This window comes from Gemmatimonadaceae bacterium (assembly GCA_016720905.1).
Lineage (GTDB): Bacteria > Gemmatimonadota > Gemmatimonadetes > Gemmatimonadales > Gemmatimonadaceae > Gemmatimonas.
Genome location: JADKJT010000017.1, coordinates 18,241 through 36,907, shown reverse-complemented (window position 1 = coordinate 36,907; position 18,667 = coordinate 18,241). Strand labels below are relative to the sequence as shown.

The 18,667-nt window shown below is 64.5% G+C and carries 17 protein-coding genes and 2 tRNA genes; 3 read left to right on the top strand and 16 right to left on the bottom strand.

The features are described 5' to 3' along the window. Positions 1–15: 15 nt before the first annotated feature. The 3 genes from IPP90_14110 to IPP90_14100 all read right to left on the bottom strand — a co-directional run bounded on the left by IPP90_14110 (position 16) and on the right by IPP90_14100 (position 3,980). Positions 16–1,302 (bottom strand): amidohydrolase family protein, encoded by a 1,287-nt coding sequence (locus IPP90_14110; protein ID MBL0171827.1) that lies wholly within the window; start codon positions 1,300–1,302, stop codon positions 16–18. Continuing rightward, complete coding sequence (locus IPP90_14105; protein ID MBL0171826.1) at positions 1,302–2,747, bottom strand: amidohydrolase; 1,446 nt, start codon at positions 2,745–2,747, stop codon at positions 1,302–1,304. Before IPP90_14105 ends, IPP90_14110 begins: the two co-directional genes overlap by 1 nt. Positions 2,748–3,206: 459 nt before the next feature. After that, positions 3,207–3,980 carry a hypothetical protein gene (locus tag IPP90_14100; protein MBL0171825.1) on the bottom strand — a complete coding sequence of 258 codons (774 nt, stop codon included), beginning with the start codon at positions 3,978–3,980 and terminating at the stop codon, positions 3,207–3,209. A gap of 588 nt (positions 3,981–4,568) precedes the next feature. On the opposite strand from IPP90_14100, the gene IPP90_14095 reads away from it, so the two are divergent. From IPP90_14095 to IPP90_14085, 3 genes are all read left to right on the top strand, one after another. Next, complete coding sequence (locus IPP90_14095) at positions 4,569–4,913, top strand: hypothetical protein (GenBank protein ID MBL0171824.1); 345 nt, start codon at positions 4,569–4,571, stop codon at positions 4,911–4,913. Positions 4,914–5,827: 914 nt separating this feature from the next. Next, positions 5,828–6,061: a hypothetical protein gene (locus tag IPP90_14090; GenBank protein ID MBL0171823.1), complete on the top strand. Its 234-nt coding sequence runs from the start codon at positions 5,828–5,830 to the stop codon at positions 6,059–6,061. Between the two features lie 207 nt (positions 6,062–6,268). Beyond that, positions 6,269–6,910: a hypothetical protein gene (locus IPP90_14085; protein ID MBL0171822.1), complete on the top strand. Its 642-nt coding sequence runs from the start codon at positions 6,269–6,271 to the stop codon at positions 6,908–6,910. A 92-nt stretch (positions 6,911–7,002) separates the two neighbouring features. Here the strand turns inward: IPP90_14085 and IPP90_14080 are convergent. The 13 genes from IPP90_14080 to IPP90_14020 all read right to left on the bottom strand — a co-directional run bounded on the left by IPP90_14080 (position 7,003) and on the right by IPP90_14020 (position 18,666). After that, a tRNA-Met gene (locus IPP90_14080) sits at positions 7,003–7,076 on the bottom strand. 86 nt (positions 7,077–7,162) lie between these two features. Then, positions 7,163–7,236 (bottom strand) — tRNA-Met (locus tag IPP90_14075). 43 nt (positions 7,237–7,279) lie between these two features. Beyond that, positions 7,280–7,639: a septum formation initiator family protein gene (locus tag IPP90_14070; GenBank protein MBL0171821.1), complete on the bottom strand. Its 360-nt coding sequence runs from the start codon at positions 7,637–7,639 to the stop codon at positions 7,280–7,282. A 96-nt stretch (positions 7,640–7,735) separates the two neighbouring features. Then, on the bottom strand, positions 7,736–9,016 hold the full coding sequence (gene eno / locus IPP90_14065; GenBank protein ID MBL0171820.1) for a phosphopyruvate hydratase: 1,281 nt from the start codon (positions 9,014–9,016) through the stop codon (positions 7,736–7,738). Positions 9,017–9,065: 49 nt separating this feature from the next. Then, complete coding sequence (locus IPP90_14060; GenBank protein ID MBL0171819.1) at positions 9,066–9,848, bottom strand: 1-acyl-sn-glycerol-3-phosphate acyltransferase; 783 nt, start codon at positions 9,846–9,848, stop codon at positions 9,066–9,068. Then, a complete protein-coding gene (thiL, locus tag IPP90_14055; GenBank protein MBL0171818.1) occupies positions 9,848–10,840 on the bottom strand; it encodes a thiamine-phosphate kinase in 993 nt (330 codons plus the stop codon). Before thiL ends, IPP90_14060 begins: the two co-directional genes overlap by 1 nt. 11 nt (positions 10,841–10,851) lie before the next feature. Beyond that, complete coding sequence (locus tag IPP90_14050) at positions 10,852–12,516, bottom strand: hypothetical protein (GenBank protein ID MBL0171817.1); 1,665 nt, start codon at positions 12,514–12,516, stop codon at positions 10,852–10,854. A 4-nt stretch (positions 12,517–12,520) separates the two neighbouring features. Continuing rightward, complete coding sequence (locus IPP90_14045; protein MBL0171816.1) at positions 12,521–14,119, bottom strand: NAD(P)H-hydrate dehydratase; 1,599 nt, start codon at positions 14,117–14,119, stop codon at positions 12,521–12,523. Further along, a complete protein-coding gene (locus IPP90_14040; protein MBL0171815.1) occupies positions 14,088–14,450 on the bottom strand; it encodes a hypothetical protein in 363 nt (120 codons plus the stop codon). The genes IPP90_14045 and IPP90_14040 overlap by 32 nt, the downstream gene beginning before the upstream one ends. Positions 14,451–14,607: 157 nt before the next feature. Continuing rightward, positions 14,608–15,915: a serine hydroxymethyltransferase gene (locus IPP90_14035; GenBank protein ID MBL0171814.1), complete on the bottom strand. Its 1,308-nt coding sequence runs from the start codon at positions 15,913–15,915 to the stop codon at positions 14,608–14,610. Next, on the bottom strand, positions 15,912–16,391 hold the full coding sequence (rpiB, locus tag IPP90_14030; GenBank protein ID MBL0171813.1) for a ribose 5-phosphate isomerase B: 480 nt from the start codon (positions 16,389–16,391) through the stop codon (positions 15,912–15,914). Before rpiB ends, IPP90_14035 begins: the two co-directional genes overlap by 4 nt. 2 nt (positions 16,392–16,393) lie before the next feature. Next, a complete protein-coding gene (locus IPP90_14025) occupies positions 16,394–17,470 on the bottom strand; it encodes a Glu/Leu/Phe/Val dehydrogenase (GenBank protein ID MBL0171812.1) in 1,077 nt (358 codons plus the stop codon). An 11-nt stretch (positions 17,471–17,481) separates the two neighbouring features. Then, positions 17,482–18,666 (bottom strand): acyl-CoA dehydrogenase family protein, encoded by a 1,185-nt coding sequence (locus tag IPP90_14020; protein ID MBL0171811.1) that lies wholly within the window; start codon positions 18,664–18,666, stop codon positions 17,482–17,484. Position 18,667 lies beyond the last annotated feature (1 nt).

Here is an 18,667-nt window from a genome sequence, read left to right as displayed (position 1 = left end):
CTTGCGGCATCACAATCAGCCCGGCGGCAGTTTCCGATAGCGTGCCGTCAGCTCGTCCTCACGCGACAAACCCGTCTGCAGTACCCCGCGGATGTACACGTGCGTGGCGCGCGTGGTGAATTCGAATGGATCGCCATCCCATACCACGATGTTGGCTTCGCGGCCCACCGCCAGTGCGCCCACTCGGTCGGCCACGCCCAGCGCCTCGGCGGGCGCCGCGGTGATGGCGCGCAGTGCATCATCCCACGACATGCCGTACGCCACAGCATTCCCGGCTTCCTGACGCACGTTGCGCACGTTGAACGACAGGGGGTCGCCCGGACCGTTGCCAATCAGCGTGACGGCCACACCGGCGGCACGCAGCAGCGAAGCGTTTTCCTGTCGTTGTCCCAACGCGTCAAACGTTTCCGGGATGTTATTCAGTGCCCCCACCATCACCGGCACCTTTGCCGTCGCAAGCTCGCCCGCCACCATCCAGGCTTCCGCGCCGCCAACGATCACCAATCGCAGAGCAAACTCCTTGGCAATGCCCACTGCCGCACGAATGTCGCTGGCGCGCTCGGCGACCACGAACAACGGCATGGTACCGCGAGCGACTGGCAACAACGCTTCGAGTTGGGACGACTTTGCGGCGAAGGCCCGCGTGCGGTTACCTTCGTACTCGGCTTTCCGCAGCGCGTACTGCTTCACGTCAACCAGAAGTTCTCGCAGCCGGCCGAACATCGCCGCGCGCGCGCCCGCGTTGGCCGCGCCAGCATCGAAATTGAGCAGCATGCCCACGCCGCGCTTGACGACCATCTGACTGACTGTGTTGCCCGTCAGGTCCATGACCGCGCCGCGACCTGACACCCAATTGCCGCTGGGCCAGACGCCCACTGTTGTTATGCCGTCCGATGTGGATGGCCGGAACATCGTCGACGCCGGGTTCACCCCGTCAGCCGCTTCAAAGGAGGCGCTGATGCCGTCGGTGACCTGGGCTTGCGTGTCGTTGTATCCGCCGGAGAACTGCGGCCCTCCCGACTCACTGAGGCCAAGGGTGGTGAACGCATTGACCAGACCTGGCGTGACCCACTTGCCCGTGGCATCCACGCGCGTCGCGCCCGTTGGGACCGCAAGATTGGCGCCGACCGCGACAATCTTGCCATCACGCACAATGACAGTGCCGTTGTCGATTCTTGGACCAACGGCGGGATACACGGTGCCGCCCGTGATCGCGATCGTTTGCGCGGACAGCGTCGTCGCAGAGGCGCAGGCGAGACTTACACACGCGATGCGCGCGGATTGCATGAAGGTGGTGCGCATCACTTGTTCCTCCCGTCGTTCCGGGGTACGAAGCCAAGTTCGAAGTCCGTGCGCCATTGCTGTGCGGGATCGGCCCGGTCGAAACGCGACGCTCCGTCAATCCACACCCGATCGGCGCGCGCGTAGACGCTGAGCGGATTGCGGTTCCACAGCACCAGGTCGGCGTTCTTGCCGACTTCCAACGTTCCGATGCGATCGTCCAGGCCAAGCGCCCACGCGGGATTGGCCGTGATCCATCTCACGGCATCTTCCTCACTGACCGTGACGCCCGCCGCGCGACCGGCCGCCATGGCCTTGGCGGCTTCCTGATTGAGTCGCTGCGAGCCGCTGGCATCGTCGGAATGCACGATGGCACGCGCGCCCGCCGCATTCACCAACGCGAGGTTGGCGCGTACGCCGTCCAGCGCTTCCATCTTGAAGCCGCCCCAGTCGCTCCAGAGCGACCCCGAGATGCCCTCACGGGCCAGCACGTCGGCAATCTTGTACGCCTCAACACCATGGTGGAACGAGCGAATGCTGTAGCCGAACTCCTTGGCAATGTCGATCATCTGCATCATCTCGTCGGCTTGATAGCAGTGATTGTGCACAAGAATATTGCCACGCAGCACTTCGGCCAGCGTTTCATTCGCCAGGTCACGCGCCGGTGCCTCGCCTTCGCGCTTCAACAGCCACGCATCCCACTTGCGCCGATACTGATCGGCGGCAATCCAGGCGGCGCGGTAGCCGGCCACGTTGCCCATGCGGGTGGCCGGTCCGCGTTGCGCATACACGCGCTTGGGGTTTTCTCCGCAGGCCATCTTGAGTCCGTATTTGGCACCGGGGAACTTCATGCCCTGGGCCGAACGCGACGGCACCACTTTCAACACCACCGACCGACCGCCGAACAGGTTGGCTGAACCCGGCAGCACCTGCAGCGTAGTGACGCCGCCGGCCAGATCACGCGGGAACTGCGGATCCTGCGGCCACACGCTGTGTTCGGCCCACACCTGCGCCGTATTCGGACTGGTGCCCTCGTTGCCATCCTGATGCGCCGCGGTACCCGGTGCCGGATAGACGCCGAGATGCGAATGCGTGTCGATGAGCCCCGGCGTGACATAGCGGCCGTTGCCGTCAATCACTTCGGCGTTTGGCGGCGTGGTGACTGTGGCACCGACGGCGATGATCTTCCCGTCCTGCACGGCGATTGCGCCACCGCGAATCAGCGGGCCCGCACCGGTGAAGATGTTGACGTTGCGAATCACCAGCGGGCGCGCGGTTGGGCGCACGTAGGTGCTGGGAAACGGATCGGCGTTGGGGAGGGAGAGCGCGCCGGCCGAGTAGGCCGGCTGGGGCGCGGCGGCGGTGGCGGCCGCTGGTTTTGGCGCCGCAGGCGGCGTTTGCGCGTTCGCGAGTGGCGCGAACAGTGCGAGCACCACACCGACGCGCCAGGGCAAGGAGTGCTGCATGTACGGGCCTCAGGTGAAGGAAACAGGTGGCGCGAGCGAACTTAGCGTCGAGTTGGTGCCGTGGCGAGCCGTGCTTGCCGCACCCGCTGTGCGGTTTCTCTCGCAGCGAAAACCCCGCCACGACAAACCCTGATCGAAAGCACAGGGCAGAATGCGCGCGCTCGGTCTCTCCCCGAACATTCCGGTGAACCACTCCCGGACGGTCGCGACCCGGTGGTCGGTGATCGACCAGTCGTCCGTATTGATGGTCGATGACTCACGCGCTGTGCAGACCTAAATCTCCGAGCTCCATGGCAGCTGGCGTCCCTGTAAGCGCCCCGCCGCGAGGGGGTGAGCGCGCGGAAGGTGGTGGGAAGGGTTTGCAAAAATGTCGAGGTGGAGGTCCAGTCTTCGATTCAGAACTACTATCAATCTTCGCATGCGACTTGGCGCCAATCGTAGCTTATGAAGGGCGCACGCTCACAGAATCCTCCTTGGCAACATCGTGTAGGCACCGGTGACTCCGGAGCCTGAGGCCGTGAGGATGATCTGGTATCGCCGAACCGCTGCAGAGTTGTTGTTCACAGTCAGCGCACCGAACCCGGCTTCGTAGGCAACAAAGGCTCCAGACTCCATGTACGCGGCGAAGTACCCGAACCCGTTGTTGCTGAACGACTCTGTCACCTCAAACCGCACAATCGCCCCAGCGGGGATGTCGATTAGGTAGCGATCATAGAAGTACGTGCCGCCTCCCTGAGATCCGAAGAACGGATTGCCGCCGATCATAAAGGTTGGAGCGTTTTGTAGTAAGCATGGACTCGCAGAGAGTGTAGCAGCCGTCATAATGTCGACGGTCATGAACACGGTCACCCCGCAGGACGCCGGGCGCCCCGTCCCCGTCGCGGTGAACAGTGACGCAGGCCCCGCAAGCGAGCCGACGTTTGCGGTCATGGCGTTTCCGCTTGTGGTCGTCCCAAGTATCCATGTCCCGACGCGCGCTACACCCACATCATCTGTGAACTGATTCGCTCCAGTGAGCGAACCTCCACCTCCCGTGACCGCGAAGGTGACGAGTCGGTCCGTCACGAAGTTGGCGTCGAGATCTGTTACTCGAACGGACGGTGCAACCGGCACCGCCGTGCCAATCGTCGCGGTTTGACTGTTCCCCGCGACGACAGTGATAGACGTAGGCAAGCCCGCTGTGAGTGTGACATTCGCACTGGCACCCGACAGCCCGGTGGCCGTGAAGGTCATCGTCTTGTCGCCCACCCTCCCACCCCACGGCAAGAGTCGCAAACTGCGCGATCCCTGCGGCGTCCGTGAAAACAGTTGTTGTTCCCGACAGTGTTGCGAGCGTGATTGAGGCTGTCATGGGGTACTCCAGACTGTGGCACTTGCAAACCGGTTCTGCTTGTGAGTTGAACTCGCGGTTGAATCGCCAGCGTCTGTCGAGAAGGTGAGTCGCCCGACGGCGCGGTTGCGACGACCAGGCGCGTTGCCACGGGCCGCACGACGAGTGGGACAGTGCCACTGCGACCTTCGCATTGCGCCGTGATCGTAGTCGTGCCGGCCGTCACGCCAATGATCTCGCCGCTCGCGGGGTGCACGGATGCAACTGTGGGATCACTGCTGGTAAAGGTTACCGTTCGACCCGACAGGACATTCCCTCCCGCGTCGCGTGCGATCGCTGATGCGAGGGTGCTAAGGCCTTCATCAAGCGGATTGGTTCCGACAACCACCGCGACCGTCGCCACAGGTACGGGGGACACCGTGAGCGTGGCCAACCCCACCCGCCCTTCGCTGCTCGCCGAGATGTTGGCAACCCCTGGTCCAACAGCGTTGATGACACCTGTTACGATGTTCACAGTGGCTACCGCGGTGTTCGCCGAACTCCACGCAAATACTCGTCCGGATCGGGTGCTTCCTCCCGCATCGCGAGCGACGGCCGTTGCGTTTGTGGTTGTTCCCACCGTGATGGACGGAGAGGCGAACGAAACCGCGATAGTTGCGATCGGCGCAGGCGTGACGGCGACGCCAACCGACGCGCTCAGCTCTCTAACAGACGCAGTAATCACGGCCGTCCCGACACTCAATCCCGTGACGACTCCGCCAGCGCTCACAGAAGCCACGGTCGCTGGCAATGCAGACCACGCCACCACGCCCGTGGCAATCGATGCACCATTCTGATCGCGTCCATAAGCCGTCGCTGTCGATGACGTACCCACGGGTATTGAGTTCGATTGTAGATCAATTGTGAGCACAGAAAGTACAGGGCTCGGCGTTGTGCTATCGCCGTTCCCTCCTCCGCAGGCACAAAAGGCTAGCAGACTCAACAGTGTTGCAAATCTCATTCTCGCCCCTGCCGTACTAAGACGCAGCATGGAATTAGGGATGACGTGATTCGATCAAGCTCTTTCCCCGGAGCAGCTGACGCATTTCACCGCAATTCGACCGTGGGGCATGAGGCCTTGATTGGGATGGCTATCTTGTCGCTCCTCGGGGAAGTTCGTTAGGGGCACCCCCCTGCCTCGTAGGTTCTTCACTGATTTTCAATGCGGAGACCCGCAGACCGAGTTTCACATTACAGAAATCGCCGTTCGTCGCCCTTATTTAACCAGATTCCGACCAAATCCGGCCGATTTCGCTTCCAATTGGCGCCGATTCGACTTTGCGCTTGCCGGTGCGCGCGCCATGGTGCGATGGACATCGACGTACCAGAAGGCGTTGACGAGACAACCATCGACGAGATCGCGGAACTCACGGATCTCACGTTCGAGGGATTCTGAAGCGCGGCGGCCTTGGGCGGCGCCTCACTCGTGATGATCGCGACGCCACAGGGACACAAGCAGGTGCAAACGCCCGAACGGTCTGGGCGCCATTCGCTCGACGCGCGCCGATGCCCTGCGAATTGGATTTGGAGCCAAGCCGCCCGGTGCCGGAGTTCGCCAACGGCACCGCACCGCATCCCCAGCACCGTCGGCGCCGCGCACGGCATCCGTCATCGTGGCAACGCGCTCGCAGCCGCCTGCAGAACGCGTCGGTTCCTGCCATGTTATGGCGGTTCGCACAATCGTGACTTCCCTCAGCGTTGGCAGGGTGAAATGAGAATTCCCGACGAGTGGAAGCCATGGCTCATCGTCGTCTGCGTCATCGGCATGGCACTCTATTTTTCTGCCTGGGTGATCGGCCGAGTGGTGGCCTACTTCGGTGGTGGCAGCGATGAGTCTGCAGAGACCAAGACGGTGCTGGGTGGCGTCATCATCGCGTGTCTCGTCCTGATTCTCGGCGCCCTCTTCGCACTCGTCCGCTTCGTGCACTGGGCCTGGACCTTCTGAGGGCGCGAACGTATGTGGCCCCTCTCGAACGAGAAGGAATTCTTTGACCACTGCGAAGCGCGGTGGAAGGTGCACGAAGCGCGGCTCATCCAGAGCGTAAGGCCGTTGGGGGTTGTCCCCGAGAGCCTCCGAGGGATGGAGGGAACGGGATCCTGCGTGTTACTCTGGCATCGCGGACGCCGCTATCTGGTGACTGCGGATCACGCCGTGGCAAGTCACACTGATCGTTTTGTGCACATCGGCACGGACACAAAGTGGCAGGAGATTCGTTCACCATGGATCAGTCTCGTCGGGGCCGACTCCAACTTGCGCCCGGACGCCTTCGATTTGGCATTCACGGAAATCGACGCTGAGACGGCCGAAACACTCGACAACTGCACGTTTCTGGATGCCACTGCGACCAGTGTTGGCGGATCATTCCTCCGGACGAACGGACGAGGAATGCCGGTGGTCACCGTCGGGTATCCGCTCAATGGAACGAACTACGTCGCGTCCGAGCGTCGAACGCACCCAGAAAAGGTGCCGTTTACCGGCCTGTCCAGCGCGGACGACGCGTATGCCCGTGCCAAGGTCGATCCGCGCACGCATTTGGTGGTCGACTTCCCTCACGACGATGTGTGGATCGGCGACGGAGTGAAGACGCCGCGCAGTCTCAATGGTGTGAGTGGCGGCGGCATGTTCTCACTCCCCGGAATCGTCGACATCGGCAACGTGGCGCCGCCTCGACTGGTGGCGATATTCATTGAGCACAGTAAGTCACTGCGGACGGTCGTTGGCGTGCGAACCGACCTGCTGTTCAACGCGATTGACAGGTCGCGCGCCGATGGCCCCGATCGATCCAGAAGGTGACCGCCGTTTGCGTCCGACGGGTTCCAAGTCCGGTGCACCGCGACGCCAACTTTGCCTTCGTGGCATGCTTACTTGTCAATGTTTTAGCTAAGTAGCAGGGGGGGGGCTCGAACCCCCGACCTCACGATTATGAGTCGTGCGCTCTGACCAGCTGAGCTACCCTGCCCCACACGGTGCCCACCGGCGGGCACCGACGCAAACGGCCGGCCCTGGTAGGACCGGCCGTTGCGATTACTCCTTCAGACTTCACTATGGCGGGGGCGGGATTTGAACCCGCGACCTTCGGGTTATGAGCCCGACGAGCTACCAGGCTGCTCCACCCCGCGTCAGTCTGCGGAACCTAGTGGGGCGAGCCGATAGGTCAACCCCTCAGGGCGGTCGTTTCCCCGAAGAATCAGCCGCCAAAGCCGCCGAATCGCCGGTTGGCTTGGTTCCGTTTCCCACCCAGTACAGCAGCTCCTTCCCGCCCTTCACCATCCCGTACTTCTCGCGCGCCAATCGTTCCAGCTTGGCGTCGTCGGTCCGGAAGGCCTTGAGCTCCCGCTGCAGCGAATCCACGTCCAGTCTGAGCTGCGCGACCTCGGCGTCCAGCGCCGCACGGCGCCCCCGCTGTTGCCACAGGTCGAGCGTCCCGTATTCACCGCCTCCCAGCGTGAACCACACCGCCGCGACAATACCGGCGCCCCAGGCGAGGCGACGAACGAGAAGGGGGCGGGGTTTGGAAGCCATGAGAGGGGGAAGGAAGTAGAACCAAGTACCTAATACCTAGAACCAAGTACCTGGTACCTAGTACCAGGTACTGAGTACTAGGTACTGAGTTCTGAGTTACAACCCAAACAGCGCGCCGCCGGGATACTCGGAGTAGTCCTCGAGCTGCTCCTCGATGCGCAACAGCTGGTTGTACTTGGCCACCCGATCGCTGCGCGACGGTGCACCGGTCTTGATTTGTCCGGCCTGCGTGGCCACGGCCAAGTCGGCAATGAACGTGTCTTCCGTTTCACCCGAACGATGCGAGATGATGGAGTTGTAACCGGCGGCCTTGGCCAGCTCCATCGCTTCCAGCGTTTCGGTGAGTGTCCCGATCTGGTTCACCTTGATGAGAATGGCATTGGCAATCTGGTTCTCGATGCCCTTGGCGAGGATTTCGCTGTTGGTGCAGAACAGATCGTCACCCACCAACTGACACCGGTCACCGATGCGCTCCGTGAGCTGCTTCCAGCCATCCCAATCGTTCTCGGCCATGCCGTCTTCGATGGACACGATGGGATACTCGGTCAGCCACCCTTCGTAGAGATCGACCATCGCTTTCGGACTGCGCGCGGCACCGCCACTCTTGTGAAAGCGATACTCGCCGTTGCGGTACAGCTCACTGGCGGCCACATCCAACGCCAACGCGATGTCGGTGCCGGGGCGGAAGCCGGCCGACTCGATGGCTTCGATGATGATCTTGAGCGCATCTTCGTCGCTGGCCAGATTGGGCGCGAATCCGCCTTCGTCGCCCACACCGGTGCTGAGCTTGCGCGCCACCAGCACCTTCTTGAGCGCGTGAAATACTTCCGATCCCATGCGCAGCGCGTCGGCGAATGAATCGGCGCCCACGGGCACAATCATGAACTCCTGGAAGTCGACGGTGTTGGTGGCGTGCGCGCCGCCATTCAGGATGTTCATCATGGGCACGGGCATGGTGCGCGCCATCGGTCCGCCGAGATAGCGATAGAGTGGCAGGCCGACTTCCATCGCGCCGGCGCGGGCTACGGCCATGGACACGCCGAGTATCGCATTGGCGCCAAGACGCCCCTTGTTCTCGGTGCCGTCCAGATCGATCATGGCCCGATCGATGGCGATCTGATCGGTCGCATCCATCCCCTCAAGGGCCTCGGCAATTTCCCCGTTCACGTTGTTCACGGCACCCAGCACACCCTTGCCACCGTAGCGCGTGGCGTCACCATCACGCAGCTCGACGGCTTCGCGCTCGCCCGTGCTGGCGCCACTGGGCACCGCCGCGCGTCCCGCGCTGCCGGTTTCGAGAATCACGTCCACTTCGACAGTGGGATTGCCGCGGGAGTCGAGAATTTCGCGCGCCGAAACGGAAACGATAGTGGACATGAGCGAGGTCGTGGCAAAGAGGAGTGTAGGACGATGAAGAACGACGGAACTACGTGGTCAGCTCGGGCGTCGGGATAACCGCACGGGCGGTCAGGCGGGATTCCAGCGCCGGCTCCACACCGTAGACAGTACGCAGCACGTCCGCCATACGAAAGCGAACCTTTTCGGCGAGCGCCTGCCGGTCGTCGTAGGTGAGACCTTCCGTGGGAATCGGATCGAGCAGATGCACATGCACGACACCAGGCGACGCGCGATATTCGCCGCGTGGATTGACCGCGATGGTGCCGTGAATGACCACCGGAACAACGGGCACGCCGGCACCGATGGCGAGGACAAACGGTCCCTTCTTGAACGGGCGCAAGGCGTAACGTTCGCCGCGCGTGCCTTCGGGATATACCAGCACGGACTGTCCGGCGCGGATTTTCGACGCGGCGTCTTCGTAGGCCGTGAAGGCGGCCTTGAGATTCTCGCGATCGATGTATATCACACCGGCCGCGCGCGCCGCGGCGCCGAACAGTGGCACGGATTCCAGTTCACGTTTGGCCACGAACCCGTACGGCGGCAGCGCGTCGAGCGTGACGGGAATGTCGAACCAGCTGATGTGATTGGCCACGAACACGTGCGGCGCACCAACCGGCAGATCATCGCCACCGTGGCGCACGACCTTCACCCCGGCGGCACGGAGCAGCCAGCGACCCCATTGGATCTGGGCGCGTTCGTACACGCTGCCAGGCCCACGGGCCAGGCCTACCAACTGCGCCAGCAGCACAAGGCTGCCGAACACAAGGGTGCCGACGAACAGAACGAGGGTGGTATACGCGGTGCGAAGCATTACCGCGAAAAGTGATCGTGACCGGAGTCGAATTCAACGCGTGGATCGGTATTGGGCCTCGAATCCGTGACGCCGTCGCTGATTTCGACAGCCACGGACCCGCCCGCCTCCGTCGACGTCACTGCGCCAATGACCGTGAGGGGGACCGAGAAGCGGCCCGGCCACTCGGCCAGCAGCCGTTTGGCCGCTTCCGGCGGCAGCGCCGCCAACAGCTCGTATTCTTCACCGCTTGAGAGTGCGGCCGACGGGTCGATTCCCTCGCCCGTCGGGACCTGTGATGCATCGATTCGCACTCGGACGCCACTGGCCGCGGCGAGGTGCCGAGCGTCGGCCACCAGTCCATCCGAAATGTCCAGCATGGCATGCGCGCCGGCCGCCGCCAGTGCGGCTCCCTCGGCCAGTCGCGGCGCTGGGGCCACGAAGCGCGACCGCGCCCACGGCGACGGCGTCTGGCCGGCATACAGCGCGCGCGTGGCGTTGCCGGGCCCGCCCAATACGCCGGTGACCACCATCACGTCACCCGGCTTGGCGCCATGACGCGACACGACGCGTGTGGCGGAGCCGATCGCCGTCGTGGTGATGGCAAACACATCGCCGCGACTGAGGTTGCCGCCGACAATACGCGCTCCACTGGCGCGTACCACCTGCGCGATGCCGTCGGCGACATCACCCAACAGCGGACGCCACGCCTCGGGCACAATGAGCGCCACGAGAATGGCGTCGACGCGCGCCCCCATGGCGGCAATATCACTGATCGCCGCAGCCGTCGCGCGCACGCCCACGTCAAACGGCGTGATCCACTCACGACGGAAGTGCGCGCCTTCCACGCACGCATCGGTGCTCACCACACGCAGTGCATCACCGCGCACGGGCAGCACGGCTGCGTCGTCGCCGATATCCACCGCGAGATCGCCCCACCGGTCCATGAGCATGCGAATGGTGTCGAACTCGTGTCCGGGACCCATGGCCTGATGGGCGCGATGCACTGTCATATCGCGCGCGGTCACGGCAATCCGCCGTCGCTGCTGCGGCGCAATCGCACCAACCCATCGGGCGTGGCAATCCACAACCAATCGTGACTCATCGCGATGTCGAGCGCTGGTCCGGGCACGTCGTTGGGCACGCGCAGCACGCGCACCCCGCCCGTGCGCTGCAACACCACCACCCCGTCGGTGCCGGCCATCACGATGGTGCGATCGTCCATCGCCAGTCGGGTCACCTGCCCCACCTGCGCCACGTCCAGCGCCAGCACGCGCGCGGGCTCGACGCCACCCTTGGGTGCCAGACGCAACACCGCATCGTCGGTGGCCGCCAACAACACGGAATCACTCCACGCGAGGGCAAGAATGCGGCGACGCAACGCCGGATCGGCACCCAGCGGTCGCGACAACGTGCCGGATGGTGGCAAGGCCACGAGCCCGGCGGCCGTGCCAATCCACAGCGTGTCGCCGATGTTCACCAGGGCGTACACCGGCGTGTTCTCCAGCAGGCGCGTGCCGATGCCGCGTGTGCGCGGACTCCGCATATCGCTGGTATCGCTGACGAACGCCAGTCCGCGTGCGGTCCCCACCCACGCGCCATCGCTGCGGGCCGACACGGCAAACACGCGATCATCCGGCAGTCCGTCCAACGACGTCCACACTTGCATCGCTTCCGCACCATCGATTCGTGCGCGGACAAGGCCACGGTCGGTGCCAATCCACGCCCGCTGCGCGCGCACCGACATCGCGGTAGCGCGCATGCCGATCATCGGCACCGCGATGGTGCCGTCAATCCAGCGCCATCGTTGCAGGTCATTGCTGGCAAAGGTGAGCCCGCTGCGGACAACCGAGGTACCCAACCTGGCCGCCCAGACGCCGTCTGCTGCGAGCGCCAGCGCGCCGATACCGCTTTCCAACAGTCCAAAGCGCACGGGCGTGGCCTGTTGCAACGTCGCGTCAACCCGATACAGTCCGTCGCCGTTGGTGCCGAGCCACACGTCGTTGGGTTGGTCGGCGGACATGGTGCCGCTGGTCACCGGGTAGGTTCGCAGCGGCCGGTCGCTGGTCTGACTGCGAAACAGCAACGGTGATGCGCTGCGCAGTCCCGGATACAGGGTATAGACATCGCTGAGCGTGCGCGGCGCAGCGCGCTGGTTAACCTCCGGCGGGCCAGCCACCGGCGTTGCAAGGCCGATGCGCGAGACGCGCGTCCACTGGCCGCCCGCGCGCACGAAGACGTCGCCGTTGATGCCGCGATCAAACAGGAGGTAGTCCGGCACGCCGGTGATCATGGTCCGCTGCAACTGTTCGCTTTGCGGTCGATACATCAGCACCGCGCCGGGCACGCCAAGCCACACCGCGTCTTCCACCGGATCGCCGGCCATGAAGGTGATCAGCGCTTCGATGAGTCCCGTTTCGCGTGACACGGGCGGCAGCCAGGTGTTGAACAGTCGATCGTATACGCCGATCCCGCTGGCCGTCGCGGTGAACACATAGCGGCGCGACACGCCCACTGCTCGCACGTCGGCATAGCTGCCAATGAGCCGGCGTTCATCGCGACGTCCAAAGGTGTCGCTCCCGCTCGCGCTGCCACCGGTGCCCACAGACGCGCACGACGTGCTGAGCAGGCTCGACGTCGCGCCGACCACCAGCAGGATGACACCACGAAACAGATGATGGACAGCCACTCGGTTACTCAGGCGCGGGAAGCTCAGCCAGCACTCCTGGAGGAAAGGTGGCCGGATGTGAGATCTCGCGCCACGCAGCAGGCAGCTCCCGCAGCACATCGTCCAATGTGCACCCCCGTATCCCGCGCTGGCCCGTCCGTTCTGCGGCCCACGCATGTGCCGTGGCACCGAGCAGTGCCGCGCTCGCCGTGCCAGCGCCCTGCGCCAGCAGCGTGCCGATGATACCGGTGAGCACATCGCCACTGCCACCGGTGGCCAGCACGGCCGATCCGCGTGGCATGACGACTATCGGCGCGCCGTCCGGCGTCGCAATGAGGGTGGGGGTTCCCTTGAGCAGCACCGTTGCGCCCGACCGCACCGCGAAGTCCCGCACGTCTTCGGCGCGCTGCTCCCAATCATCCGCCACCGGCTTGCCCAGCAATCTGGCGAACTCGCCGGGGTGCGGCGTGCACACCACGTCGCGCGTGTCGCCGCACCAGTGCCTCAGTCGCTGTGCCGCGTCTTCATCGCCATCGCCCGCGACCAGTGTCAGGGCGTCCGCATCGAGTACGACGGGTGCGCCGGGATGCCGATGGAGCGCCTCACGCATGACGGACCGTGACGTGTCGGTCCGACCAAGGCCCGGACCGATGGCCAGTGCGTCGCCCCACGGCCCGGGTGACGTCGTCGAATCACCCCATGCGTTCGCGATCGCCTGGGGAACGCCTTGCTGCAACGCGGGCACGCCGGGCGCTTCCACCCAGGCCCGCGCGAGACCAATGCCCGAGGCCAGTGCGGCGCGAGTGGCCAGCACGATAGCGCCCGCCATACCAACGCTCCCGCCAATCAGCGCGAGATGGCCTCGCGTGCGCTTGTGCGCATCCCAGGCAATGGTCGGGAGTGTGTCGGCCAACGACGACGCGCTGGCGAGGCACCACGCCGAGTCGTCCAGCGCGACCTGCGCGCCCAGCCCGATATCCAGCAGCACGACGCGACCCGCGTGCGCGCGCGAGCGAAGCAGGCCGCGCTTGACGGTGCCATACGTCACCGTGATCTGTGCCGCGACCGACCCGCGCGCGCACTCGCCGGTCGTGGCGTCCATCCCCGATGGCACATCCAGCGCCACCACCATCGCGCCTCGCGCATGACATTCGGCCAGCGCCTCCGCCACCGTTGCGATGACGTCGCGCAGTGCGCCGCGATGCCCCGTGCCCAGCAAACCGTCAACCGCGACCTGTTCGTTCCGGCCGGTGCGATGCTCGGCCCGCTGTGTGCCAAGCGCGCGCGCCGCGATGTCGGCCGCACGACGGGCATCGTCAGTGCGCGGCGGTGCCGCGACCACCAGGCGCACGGGCACACCGGCCCGCGTCAGCTGCGCCGCGACGATGTAGGCATCACCACCATTGTTGCCGGGACCGGCAAACACCACGACGCCATCCGCCAGACGATCGGCGAAGTCACGCAGGATGACCGCCGCCGACTGCGTGCCGGCCTGCAGCATGAGCGTGAACGCGGGGACTCCCGCGGCGATGGCCGCGCGGTCGCGCGCGGCGGCCTGCTGCGCCGTGGTGACGCGCAGCGGATGCCCGCGATCAGACGTGCGCGGTACTCCAGGGATATTCACGCTCGAACGCATCGGCGAAATCGAACACGCCGTAGAAATCGTCGCGCGAATCCTGAGGCTGACTGACCAGCAGCCCGGTATCGACCAGCGTGAACACGATGTCGCCGATATCGCTGGTACTGCACACGCCCCAGTGCTCGAGCACGATTCGCGCGGTGACGCCAAAGCGTTGCAGCGCCAGCTCGCGACAGGCATGGGCGAGCTCCGGGCCGGTGATATGCCGCCGCTCCGTCAGTTCCGCCTGACAGTGTTCCAGCGCTGCCAGCAGGAACAGATAGGCGCGCTCGTCAAAACGGCTGCTCGCGCAGACGAATCTGATCCATGATGCCATCTCGGAACGCCAGCTCAGCCACTACGTCGATCCTCGATACCCGGAATTGGAATACGATGCATCACCCAAGGACGCGCGATCGTTCGCGTCTGCAACGCCCTCGGAAGATTAAATGATGCAGGCGCCGGCGGCCCGACACAATAGCCCGCGTTGACGATCAGACTGCCCGATACAGCGGATACTCGTCGGCCAGCGCCTTGACATCGGCCTTGGCCGCCGTCGGCACCGCAGTGTCATCCGGTGCCGACAGCACGCGATCGATGAGGATCGCGATACGTTCCATCGCTTCCGCACCCATGCCGCGTGTCGTGACCGCGGGTGTGCCGATACGAATGCCGCTGGTCACAAACGGTGATTGCGTCTCCTTCGGCACCGTATTCTTGTTCACGGTGATACCGGCGAGATCCAACAGCTTCTCCGCCACCTTGCCCGTCAGTCCCTTGTTGCGCAAATCCACGAGCATCAAGTGATTGTCCGTGCCACCGGACACAATGTGATACCCGCGTGTCGTCAGCGCCGCCGACAACGTCCGCGCGTTGTCCACCACCTGTCGGCAGTACACGGAAAACGACGGTTGCAGCGCCTCATGAAACGCGACCGCCTTGGCCGCGATGACATGTTCGAGCGGCCCGCCCTGCATGCCGGGGAACGTGGCCTTGTCGACCGCCTTGGCGTGCTCGGCCTTGCACAGGATGATGCCGCCACGCGGCCCCCGCAGCGTCTTGTGCGTGGTGCTGGTCACGACATCGGCATAGGGCACGGGCGACGGATACACGCCGGTGGCGGCCAGCCCCGCGAAATGCGCCATATCCACCATGAAGAGCGCGCCGACTTCCTTCGCCACATCGGCAAACGCCTGCCAATCGATGGTGCGTGAATACGCGCTATATCCGGCGATGATCATCTTCGGCCGGTGGGTGCGCGCGGCGGCACGCATGGCATCGTAGTCGATGATGCCGTCGTCGGTGACACCGTACGACACTGCTTTGTACAGCAGTCCGGAGAAGTTCACCGGCGATCCGTGCGTCAAATGCCCGCCCTGCGACAGGCCCATGCCCAGGAACGTGTCCCCGGGTTTGAGAAACGCCAGAAACACGGCAGCGTTGGCCGACGCCCCGCTGTGCGCCTGCACGTTGGCATGCTCCGCGCCAAAGAGCTGCTTGACGCGATCGATGGCCAACTGCTCGACCTTGTCGACCACCTCGCAGCCGCCATAGTAGCGCTTGCCGGGCAGTCCTTCGGCGTACTTGTTGGTGAGTGGCGAGCCCATCGCCTCCATGACGGCCGGCGACACGAAATTTTCGCTGGCGATGAGTTCAATGCCGTCACTCTGACGCTGGATCTCTTCTTCGATGAGGTGCGCAACGACCGGGTCGGCCGCCGCGAGCGCCTCGCCCGGCGGCAGGCGATCCCAGTGATGCCACGCGGCACTGGCCCCTGCGGAGAACGTGGCGTTCGCGGTCATGCGTCGTGCTCCATCATTTCGGGGTCTCGTTCGATTTTGTCGACGCGCGTGCCGTGCCGACCGCCTTCAAACGCGGTGGACAGCCAGGTGCGAAGAATGGCGATGGCATCTTCGTCGGAAACGAATCGTGCGGGCAGCACCAGCACGTTGGCGTCGTTGTGCTTGCGCGCCAGCGAGGCGATTTCCGGAGTCCACGCCACGGCGGCGCGCACCCCGGGATACCGATTGGCCACATACGACATGCCAAGCCCCGTCCCGCACAGCAGTACGCCGCGCGAGACTTCACCCGACGACACTTCCTCGGCCAGCGGATGCGCGTAGTCCGGGTAGTCCGTACTGGCGGTGCTGTGCGTTCCGATGTCCTGGACGTCGAAACCCATTTCCGCCAGCGTGACACGCAGGCGCTCCTTGAGTTCGAATCCCGCATGATCGGACGCAATGGGAATGCGCTCCCCGGGACGTGCGACTTCCACCATGATCACCCCTCGCGGTTGGGATACTGCGGCCACGTCCTGATCATACCGCGCACCGCGTGGATGCGCTGCTCGGCGACGCGGTCCGCCGCCTTGTACGTTGGAATGCCCGTGTCCTTGGCCAGTCGGAAGACGCTGAGCACGGTGGTATAGATCTCGTCCGCCTTGCGCAGTGAGCGTTCACGGCTCCAGCCGGTCAGTTCGCTGTACACGTTGATGACCCCGCCGGCATTGGCCACATAATCGGGCGCATAGAGAATGCCGCGCGCCTGCAACGCGTCTCCGTGACGGTCTTCCAGCAGTTGATTGTTCGCGGCACCGGCGACGATCTCGACCTTGAGTTGCGGAATCGTGTCGTCGTTGAGAATGCCGCCCAGCGCGCAGGGCGTGAAGATATCCGCCGAAACGCTGTAGATGTCCTTCAAGGGCACCACCGTGGCCCCGGTCGACTCGACGACGCGTTGAATGCGACCGGCATCAATGTCGGTGACGATGAGTTTCGCGCCGGCCGTGTGCAGTTCGTTGGCGAGGTGATGGCCGACATGTCCCAGCCCCTGAATGGCCACCGTGCGCCCCTCCAGCGAATCGCCGCCCCAGCGCTCGAACGCCGACGCCTGAATGGCGCGGAACACGCCGTGCGCCGTCACCGACGAGGGATCGCCAGACTTGGAGCCAATGCCCGTGACGAACTTGGTCTCCATGTGCACGAAGTCCATGTCCTCGACATGCGTGCCGACATCCTCCGCCGTGACGTACCGCCCGCCCAGCGAATCGACAAAGCGCCCGTGGGCCCGGAAAATCATCTCGCGATTGGTGGTGGTGTTGTCGCCGATGATCACGGACTTGCCGCCGCCCAGATTCAGGCCGGCCACCGCGTTCTTGTAGGTCATGCCACGCGAGAGGCGCAGCGCATCGATGGCCGCGTCCTCGTCGGTCGCGTAGTTCCAGAATCGGCATCCGCCCAACGCGGGACCCAACGTGGTGTCGTGAATCGCGATGATGCCGCGATAACCCGACGCCTTGTCGTGGCAGAAGACCACCTGCTCGTGACCCATCTCGGCGATCGTATCAAAGTAGCGCATGGAGTCGTGGCTCAGTCTGAGAGAGATCCGTCGGCGGCCGCCGCAGCGGCCAACGATTCCCGCGAAATCACGATGCGCTGAATCTCCGAGGTGCCCTCGTAGATTTCCGTCACCTTGGCGTCGCGGAAGAAGCGTTCAACGGGATAGTCGGTCACGTAGCCGTAGCCGCCGAAGATCTGGATGGCTTGCGTCGTAACCCACATGGCGGTTTCGGTGGCGAACAACTTCGCCATGGAACTGAAGCGGGTGATGCTCTCACCACGCTCCTTGGCCGCGGCGGCGGCGTGCAACAACGTGCGCGCGGCGGTAATGCGGGTCGCCATATCGGCGATCTTGAACTGAATGGCCTGGAACTCGGCGATCGCCTTGCCGAACTGCTTGCGCTCAGCGGCATACCGGACGCTGGCTTCCAGCGCGGCGCGCGCAATGCCGATGGCTTGCGCCGCGATTCCCAGACGACCGTGATCGAGTGAGCCCAGCGCATAGATGAATCCCTGGCCGGCGACCCCAAGCAGTCGACTGGCCGGTACACGGCACCCGTCGAGATTGATCTGCACGGTGGGCGATGCGCGGAGTCCCATCTTGGACTCCTTCTTGCCCACGTGAAATCCGGGCAGGTCGGGCGTGAGAATGAACGTGGAGATGCCCTTTGCACCGCGGCGCGCCTCGGACGTATCCGTGCGCGCCATGCACAGGATCACGCCCGCTTCGTTGCCGTGCGATACCCACGCCTTGGTACCGGTGAGCACCCACTCGTCCCCGTCACGCACGGCCTGACAACGCAGCGACGCCGCGTCCGATCCGGCCTCCGGTTCGGACAACGCAAACGCGCCCAGCCATTCGCCGCGGGCCATCGGCGGCAGAAACTGCTGCTGCTGCGCCGCGTCGCCGAAGTTGAGGATCATCTGCGTCGGCAGCGAGTTGTGCACGCTCAACAGCACCGCCGCGGACGCATCGGCGACGGCGATTTCCTCGAGAGCCAGCAGGTAACTCTGCGCATCCAGCGCGAGCCCGTCGAAACGCTCCGGTGTGAGCATGCCGAAGAACCCCAGCGCCGCCATTTGCGATACCATGGTGCGATCGAAGCGCTCATCCCGATCCCGCTCACCCGCCAATGGCGCGAGTTCGCGCTGCGCATACGCGCGCGCCAACTGCCGGATTTCCTGCTGCGTGTCGTTGAGCGCGAGAAGGCCCATG